This is a genomic window from Kribbella sindirgiensis (assembly GCF_004331435.1).
GTDB classification, from domain to species: Bacteria; Actinomycetota; Actinomycetes; order Propionibacteriales; family Kribbellaceae; genus Kribbella; species Kribbella sindirgiensis.
This window is the reverse complement of sequence record NZ_SJKA01000011.1, coordinates 272,226-278,225: the sequence shown is the minus strand read 5'-3', so window position 1 is coordinate 278,225 and position 6,000 is coordinate 272,226. Positions and strand designations below refer to the sequence as shown.

7 protein-coding genes are annotated in these 6,000 nt (G+C 67.7%); 5 read left to right on the top strand and 2 right to left on the bottom strand.

The window, feature by feature from the left end:
- Positions 1-324: 324 nt before the first annotated feature.
- A complete protein-coding gene (locus E0H50_RS28990) occupies positions 325-1,458 on the bottom strand; it encodes a glycoside hydrolase family 99-like domain-containing protein (RefSeq protein WP_131293686.1) in 1,134 nt (377 codons plus the stop codon).
- A 121-nt stretch (positions 1,459-1,579) separates the two neighbouring features.
- On the opposite strand from E0H50_RS28990, the gene E0H50_RS28985 reads away from it, so the two are divergent.
- The 4 genes from E0H50_RS28985 (at position 1,580) to E0H50_RS28970 (ending at position 4,523) form a co-directional block, all read left to right on the top strand.
- Complete coding sequence (locus E0H50_RS28985; RefSeq protein ID WP_238151319.1) at positions 1,580-1,852, top strand: hypothetical protein; 273 nt, start codon at positions 1,580-1,582, stop codon at positions 1,850-1,852.
- A gap of 8 nt (positions 1,853-1,860) precedes the next feature.
- Positions 1,861-2,802, top strand: coding sequence for a hypothetical protein (locus E0H50_RS28980; protein WP_238151317.1), 942 nt, complete (start codon positions 1,861-1,863; stop codon positions 2,800-2,802).
- 5 nt (positions 2,803-2,807) lie between these two features.
- On the top strand, positions 2,808-3,746 hold the full coding sequence (locus E0H50_RS28975; protein WP_238151316.1) for a hypothetical protein: 939 nt from the start codon (positions 2,808-2,810) through the stop codon (positions 3,744-3,746).
- 72 nt (positions 3,747-3,818) lie between these two features.
- Positions 3,819-4,523: a GAF and ANTAR domain-containing protein gene (locus E0H50_RS28970; RefSeq protein WP_131293685.1), complete on the top strand. Its 705-nt coding sequence runs from the start codon at positions 3,819-3,821 to the stop codon at positions 4,521-4,523.
- On the opposite strand, the gene E0H50_RS28965 is transcribed toward E0H50_RS28970, so the two are convergent.
- On the bottom strand, positions 4,509-5,207 hold the full coding sequence (locus E0H50_RS28965) for a GAF and ANTAR domain-containing protein (protein ID WP_131293711.1): 699 nt from the start codon (positions 5,205-5,207) through the stop codon (positions 4,509-4,511). The two genes, E0H50_RS28970 and E0H50_RS28965, sit on opposite strands and share 15 nt — an antisense overlap.
- Positions 5,208-5,556: 349 nt before the next feature.
- Here E0H50_RS28965 and E0H50_RS28960 point away from each other — a divergent pair, with 349 nt between their 5' ends.
- Positions 5,557-5,913, top strand: coding sequence for an SRPBCC domain-containing protein (locus E0H50_RS28960; protein WP_165547330.1), 357 nt, complete (start codon positions 5,557-5,559; stop codon positions 5,911-5,913).
- The last annotated feature ends 87 nt before the right edge of the window (positions 5,914-6,000 follow it).

Genomic DNA, 6,000 nt, shown 5'->3' with positions numbered 1-6,000 from the left:
CTCATCAACACTCAACACCAACTCGGCCTTCGGCCGCCCAGTCCTAGGCATACAACCCACCCTAGACTTATGTTGCGAATTTCAGAAGCAGGACACTAGTGTCCTGCACCGCAAGTTCGCGTCATCAGTCAATCCCGATGCAATCGCGGCTCGGCCGGCGCGGCCCGCAGCCCCCGACCGGCACGTTCGGTCCGCAGACCTCCCCAAACCGGTTCGGGGAGGTCCGTGGACGGAACCGGGGAGCTCTACAGCCCATTTCGGGAGGGTAAACCTCCCCAAAGCCCCGTCGCGGCGCGGCGCGGCGCGGCGCGGCGCAGACACCTTCTAGCCGAAGACGTCTCGGATCATCTCGAGGTAGCCGTGGCCGTGGTGGGTGTCGGGGAGCAACGCCGAGCCCTCCGTCCACTCGTTCCACGCGTTGACGGTGACGATCGGATGCGGCTGGCCGTGGCGTTCGAGGAACGACTTGGCCAGCAGCAGCCCGTCCCTGAACTCCTCGGGCGAGGGATCGAACGTCGTCGTCCACGGATAGCGCCCGCGCTCGAACGCGCGGTTCTGGTCGGTGCGCGGGGACGCGTCCCACCCGACGGTCACGTTCGGGTAGAACGGTACGTCGAGTTCCGCGACGTACCGCTCGTACTCCGCGAACGCCGCGGCGCGCAGCGGCCCGATCTCGGCGCGCGGGAACTCGAACCCGCCGAGATCGGCGTGATGCACCCAGACGTACGACGTGGCCGACCGGAAGCCGAGCCTCCGCACCAGACCGGCCGGCGAGTCGAGCGTGATCGCTGTCGGCAGTACGCCGATACCCCAGACCACCGCATCCAGGTGGAGACCTTCGAAGCCCGCCTGGCGGGTCTGCTCGTCGAACCATGCCAAGGCATCCACGGTCTCCGGCACTCCGCCCAGGCCGGCGATGAGGCTGCCGAGTTCATAGATCGACAGCCACGGCCGGCCGTCGACGGTCAGGTAGTTCGGGCGCACGAAGTACCGGTCGATGACGTGCCTGGCCAGCTTCTCGAAGACGGCGCGATCGATCGCGCCGTTCTTCAGCCGCCGGGGTGAGTCGTTCGACGGGTCGTCGTGGGGGAAGATGTCGACGAGCTCGTGGTTCGCCCACATCAGCGCGAACTTCACGTCGTTGGTGTTCCGCGCGGCGAGCAGGCCGTCGTCGAGAGCGGCCTGCAGATACGGCCCGTCGTCGTACCAGTAGTAGTCGACCAGGAAGCCGTCGACGCCGTACTGCGCGGCAAGCCGGATCTGCCGTTCCGCCGCGGTCGGTGTGGCCTCGTCGAACGAGCCGTCGATCGGCCGGCGCGGTTGCCGGTGCCCCTCGAACCGTGGCCTCGCGGCTTCGAGCAGCGTCCACTCGTCCCAGTCCTCGCCGAACCACTGCGCGTTCCGCGGATCGCGGTGCCAATCCGGGAAGTAGTACGCGAGAACCTGGGGTCGATCCATCAATCAATCATTTCATTCGCCGGCGGAGGTGGATCGGCGGGTGCCCGGCGCAACTTTCCGGTCCCGCGAGGCATCGAGTAAGCAGAAGCGTTACTGCGTAGTGTGACCCGAGGGGCTGGCAATGTCCGGTCGATTGAGCATGGCGATGATCAGCCGGACGCTGACCTACGACACCTTCCTCGCCAACACCCGCGGCGGCGCGCCCCGGTACGGAACGATGCTGGTCGGCATCGACAAGGACACCCAGTCCGCCTACGCGTACGCCGTCGGGCACGCGAACGGCACGGCCACCGTGATCAAGGGGCTCGGCAAAGTGCCGGCCACGTTCGCCGATCCGGTGTACTTCCGGCGCCAGGCCCGTCAGGGCGACGCCCAGATGCTGTTCGGAGAATGAGGATTGTCATGTCCGTTCGACTGAGTACTGCCCGCTGGGCAGTCGCCACCGCGCTCCTCCTGACGGGGACCGTTCCTGGCATCGCATCCGCGAAGACTACAACTGGTACGGCCGCCTCCGCGGCCTGTCGCACTGCCCCGGGATCTGTGACAGCCGGCGGCGACCACACGCGCACGATCGTGACGGCCACGTCGCCGCCGACGGTGACGCCGACCCCTGTTTACACCGACATCTACCCTGACGGCCAGGTTCGGCTGAGCGGGTCCCTCGAGAACGATCCGGACATCACCGGTACCGGCGGGCGGTTCTCCGGTTACGTGGTGATGGGCTCGACGATGTACGGCAGCGGCTATCTGCTGACGGAGGACGGCGAGGTCGACCGGCCGACGATCGGACTCAGCCGGGTGGGCGGCGGCTGGGGTGACGCGACCTTCTTCGACTCGACCACGTACGCGAAGTACGGGGATCCCCTGGTCTTCACCTCGAAGTACTCACTGCGCAGCAACGGCACCCTCACGCGGTGGGACGACCGCTCCGGGACGGTCTGGGGCAACAAGCAGACCGCGACCGGGTTCGCCGCGGTCAAGACGATGGCGCTGATCAGCCAGACCCCGACGTACGACACGTTCCTGGCGAACACCAGGGGCGGCGCGCTCTACACGATCCGGATCCCCCGGACCTCACCGATGAAACCGATCGTCAAGCTCGTCCGCTCCTCGACCTGGCAGGGCTTCGAGGCGATGGTGATCGAGAAGTGCGGCATCTACGGAACGCTGCTGCTCGGCATCGACAAGGACACCGGGTCCGGCTATCTGTACGCTGTTGGTCACGCCAACGGAACCGCCACCGTCATCAAGGGGCTCGGCAAGGTCCCGGCGACGTTCGCCGACCCCGTCTACTTCCGCCACGTCCTCCGCCCGGGGGACAATCAGATGCTGTTCGGGGAGTGAGATCCATGTCGGGACGACTCGGGACTGCGGGGCGGGTGGCTGCTGCTGCCGCACTGGTGACCGGAGTGCTGGCAGTGGCTCCGGGAGAGGCACTGGCCGCTGACACCACCGCCACCGCGGCCTGCAAGCTGGAGGTCGGGTCGGTGACCGCCGGTGGCGATCACACGGACAGGGTGATCACTGCCGGCTCGCCGGCAACGGTGCAGCAGAAGCCGAGCTACCCCGATCTCTACCCTGAAGGCCTGCCCAGGTTGAGCAGTCTGTTCTTCAACGACCCCGTCGTGCAGGGTTTCGGCGGCGCGTACGCCGGCCACGTGGTGATCGGCTCGGGCCTGTACAGCAGCACCTACTTCCTCACGGAAGCCGGCGAGGTCGACCGAACGCAGTCGCACAACTTCCGGATCGGTGGCGGCTGGGGTGACGCCACCTTCCTCGAGACGAGCTACCCGAAAGATCCAGACCCCTGGGCACTGGTCAACCACTACTCGCTGCGCAGCAACGGCACGATCACCCGCTGGGACGACAAGGGCGGGTTCGGTTGGACCAACCCACAGTCCGCGGGTGGGTTCGCGGCGGTGAAGACGATGACACTGCTCAGCCAGACCGCGACGTACGACACCTTCCTGGCCACCACCCGGGGCGGGGCCCTCTACACGATCCGGCTCCCGCTGGCCTCGCCGATGAAACCGATCGTGAAGCGGGTCCGCAGCGCGACCTGGCAAGGCTTCGAGACGCTGATCGCCGAGAAGTGCGGCCAGTACGGCACGCTGCTGCTCGGGATCGACAAGGACACCGGGTCCGGCTACCTGTACGCCGTTGGTCACGCCAACGGTGCCGCCACCGTCATCAACGGTCTCGGCAAGGTTCCGGCGACGTTCGCCGACCCGGTCTCCTTCCGCCGCGTCCTGCAGCCCGGCGACCAGCCGTTGCTGTTCGGTGAGTAGCCGCACGCATGATGTCGCGGGGCGCGGGCACCGACAAGGAGGAACGTACTTCGATTTACTGAGGGTGGCGAGATGGTACTGGATCCGGTGGACAGCCTTGGTACGGCGATGACCAAGGTGGCTGCCACGATGCACGCGCCGGTCGACATGCCGGCGACGTTGCAGGCGATCACTCGCGCCACCGTCGACACGCTGCCGAACGTGGACTACGTGAGCATTTCGCTGACCCGCGACGACGGCCAGATCGTCACGGTCGCCCCGACAGCGCCGCTGGCGGCCGAGGCCGACGCGATGCAGTACCAGCTCGGCGAAGGCCCCTGTCTCGAGGCCGCCCTCGACGAGCCGGTGGTCCTGTCCGAGAACCTGGCCCGGGACGCCCGGTGGCCGTCGTACGGACCGACCGCCGCGCGGGCCGGGCTGGGATCGCAGGTCGCGTTCCAGTTCCTGGCCCAGCACGGTCACGTCCGCGGCGCGCTCAACCTGTACTCCGAACAGGCCAGTGCCCTGGATGCCGAGACGATGCAGATCGGCGCTCTGTTCGCCACCCAGGTCGCCATCACGATGGGCTGGGTGCGGCACGAGGAAGACGTGCAGGCCGCGCTGTACACCCGGGAGGAGATCGGCGTGGCGATCGGGATCCTGATGGAGCGCTACACGCTGACGCGCGACGCCGCGTTCAATTTCCTCGTCCGGACCTCCCAGACCGGCAACGTGAAGCTCCGCGAGGTCGCGGCCGGCATCATCGACGAAGCCGGCCGGGCCTCAGGTGCGGGGTAGTTTGCGGGTGTCGATGAGCTGCTGGGCGACGTCGCGCAGCTTCGTGTTGGTGTCCTGCGAGTAACGCTTGAGGATGGCGAACGCGCGGTCGCCGTCGAGTTCGTAGCGTTCCATCAGGATGCCCATGGCCTGGCCGACCAGTTTCCGGGCGTCGACCGCCTGGGCCATCGTCTGCTCGTGCCGGGCGGTGGCCACCGCGACCGATGCGTGCCGCGCGAGGATGTGGGCGATCGCCTCGTCGTCCGGACCGAAACCGTCCGGCTCCGGGGAGTACAACCCGAGGACGCCGAACGACCGCGCGCTGGCGCCGCCGACGGCCAGCGGCACGTCCAGCACACTGCGGACCCCGAGACGAGTCACCTCCGCCGCCCAGGTCGGCCAACGGACATCCGCCGCGGTGTCGCGGACCAGCACGACGGCCTGCCGGTTCATCGACTCGATCAGCGGGCCGGCTCCCTCGTCGATCTGCAGGTTGTAGATCTCGGCGACGACCGGATCCGTCACGGCCGGAATCTCCGGTCGCCGGCCGCGGTTGTAGAGCGCCACTCCGGAATAGCTGCAGCCCAAGGCTTGCAGCGCGAACTGGACCACCGCGTCGATGGTTTCCTCGACGCCGCCGGCGCTGTGCAACTCGACCGCGAGGCGCGCGAACACATCCGCCGCCTCGTCAACGGTCTCGACCATCCGCAGCCGGGGCTCGTCGGCCCTCTCGTGAGCGTTCAGCTCGAGGGCGTCATCCTCGATCTCGCTCATGCTGCGTCCATACCACCAACGGCCATGGTTCCTCCCAGTCAGCACAAAGTCACCCACCGGCTGCTGACTGCCCAACAGTCGCCGCTACCGAGCTTGCCACGATCCCGACCTCCACACCAGTCCCCTCTCCGACGGCTTCTGCTCGGCAAACGAGTGATTGCGAAAGGGGTGCAGGGGGCACTGGGGCGGTATGGCTCGTACACCGCAGACACGAGCGACGCGTACCGATCGGGCGCCGCAGTTGAGATATGTACGGACGTTCGGTTGTGCTGCGGACCGCTTGTGGAAGCTCATCACCGTCCCGGAGCAACTCAGTGGCTGGCTCGGACCGGCCGTTCTGAGTGACACGCAGTACGGCGGGTTCATGGTCGTCGCCGGCCCGCGGGTCGAACAGACCGGGATCGTGACGGTCTGCGAGCCCCCGCACTACTTCCGGGCTGCCTTCGACGACCCGCCGCACCCGGCGAGCACGGTCCTGGTGGACGTGATTCCGGGGCAGAACGAAGCGCACCTGATCCTGACCCACGGCGGCATCCGCCACAGCCTGCTGGCCGAGTACGACGCGCTGTGGACCGGCGCCTTCGACCGCCTCGCGGAGGTGGCGGGCGTCAGGTGGCAGGCTGGACCGCGCGGGTGAACGTGGTTTCGGCGGCCGGCGCGGCGTAGGAGTGGGCGCGGTCGCTGGCCAGTCGGGCGAACATTCCTGGGGTGAGGGCCCGGCTCG